Below are 2,232 nucleotides of genomic sequence, written 5' to 3' on the forward strand. Positions count from 1 at the left end.
AAAGACACGTCAGTTTATAACTGGTGTGTTTTTTCGTATGTACAGAATGATTTATTGGACAGCAACGATCTTTTGTTCCCAGTGGCCGGTCCGTGAACAAAGTACGTTCACTTCCACCGGTTGCGAGTAAAAAACACTCGCAAGGATAGAACGTTGCCTATTTGAAAAAGACACATCAGTTTAACTGGTGTGTCTTTTCGTTTTTGATAAAAGAGGTTGGAGAGACCTTATATGGGGTCGGGCTCCGTCAATGAAATACGATTGACTTTCAGCCCCCACGAGCAAAATTCGTTCGTGGTAATTGGACAGCAACGATCTTTTGTTCCCAGTGGCCGGTCCGTGAACAAAGTACGTTCACTTCCACCGGTTGCGAGTAAAAAACACTCGCAAGGATAGAACGTTGCCTATTTAGAAAGACACACTGGATTTTATCTAGTGTGTCTTTTCGTTTTTACAAAAGAGAAGATAGAGACCTGCCCGTGAACAAAGTACGTTCGTGATTGCTCGTGGTATCTAACGAATTTGTTAGATATGATATATCTATTGCTTTTACTCTTTATAGTTGTTACAATTATTGAGTAGTAGTTTGTTATCTATACATGAGTGGATAATTAGCTTACTTCACAAATTAGGTAGCGATAGCGAAGGGGATACACCTGTTTCCATCTCGAACACAGAAGTTAAGTCCTTCAGCGCTGAAAATACTTGCTGGGCAGCTGGCTGGGAAGATAAGACGTTGCTTATTTAAGAAAACACACTGGTTTATAACTTGTGTGTTTTTTTGTATGTACAGAAAGTTATATCGAACTGCAACGTCTCTTTGTTCCCAGTGGCCAGCCCGTGAGCCCTGCCCGTGAATAGAAAGAATTCACTTACGCAGCTACGAATAAAAGGAATTCGTAGTATGCGCTCACTTTCGCTGGTTGCGAGTCAACTACACTCGCAAGGATAAGACGTTGCTTATTTAAAGAAGACATTAGTTGATCTAGTGTGTTTTTTTCGTTTTTGGTAGAAGAGGTTGGAGAGGTTTGTGGAATGTAGTATGTGGAATGTGGAAGCCCTTGCGCGTTCCGCGCGTGGGGTGCTCTCGCGAAGCGTAGCTTCAAGTGTTTCTACATTCTGCGTTCCACATTCTACAGAACTCGGTGATACTCTTAAGAGACCTCATCTGGGGTCGGGCTCCGTGAACCCTGCCCGTGAATAGAAAGAATTCACTTACGCAGCTACGAAAAAAGACATTCGTAGTAAACGTTCACTTACTGGCTCTACGAACAAAGTACGTTCGTAGTAAGAGCTCACTTTCGCTGGTTGCGAGTCAACTACACTCGCAAGGATAAGACGTTGCTTATTTAAGAAAGCACACTGGTTTGCAATGGGGCTGTTTTTGTTTTTGTGATAGATAGAGGAAAGTTTTGAATACTTGTTCAAAATAAGTTCTATTAAATTCTTTCGTGTGAGTTTGTTATGGATAAACTCAACTGGTTCTTGATTATGCTTTACTTGAGTTACTTCAGAAGAGGGTACTGCACTTACACGAGTACTTTTTTCGATTATTACTCCAATATACATGTTGGGTCGAAGACTTGTCTCTTGATTCCTTTGGGTTATCAAACTTGAAATGAAGCTCTAACTGCCAGATAATCAAACGATTGTTGTAAGATAGGATAGAAATTTCGGGTAAATGAACCCATATCTTTTGATCAGTTAATAAGGGAATATTACATGCATAATAATACAACGTGTGCATAGTTATGCATACAGCGAAAGAACAACGCCCACGCTACCACGCGTTTGCAAAGTGGGTGAAAAAACAACAGGTGGGGACAAAAAGTCAGAAAAATCAACATATTGGGGCATGCGTTGAAAAAACTATAAAAACACATATATCTAGATGTTTTTTTATACTCTATATAAGGAAGGAATAAAAAACATGCATAAAAGGTCAAAAAAGATGATAAAAAGAGTTGACGGCATGGGGGTTTAAATGATACTATGTACTAGTCGCCGAAACAAAGTGTTGATGGCGGCAAGATAATTTAATTGCGAATAAGAAACATTCGCAGTGAATGAACCATGACAACTGAACAATGTACCCGCTTCCAATAAGCCGCCCCGTATAAACGATAGGCGAGTTGGAAAGCGACAATGGATAATTAGAGTGCAAGAAAAGCACCAAAAAAAATCACAAATAATTAACGCTAGACGTTAAACAAACTATTTTAATTAAGAGTT

At 39.8% G+C, this 2,232-nt stretch carries 1 rRNA gene; it reads left to right on the forward strand.

Features of this window, described 5'->3' with window-relative positions:
- Positions 1–628: 628 nt before the first annotated feature.
- Positions 629–745, forward strand: a 5S ribosomal RNA gene (rrf, locus tag DWB64_RS19035).
- The last annotated feature ends 1,487 nt before the right edge of the window (positions 746–2,232 follow it).

This window comes from Fusibacter sp. A1, assembly GCF_004125825.1.
Lineage (GTDB): Bacteria > Bacillota > Clostridia > Peptostreptococcales > Acidaminobacteraceae > QQWI01.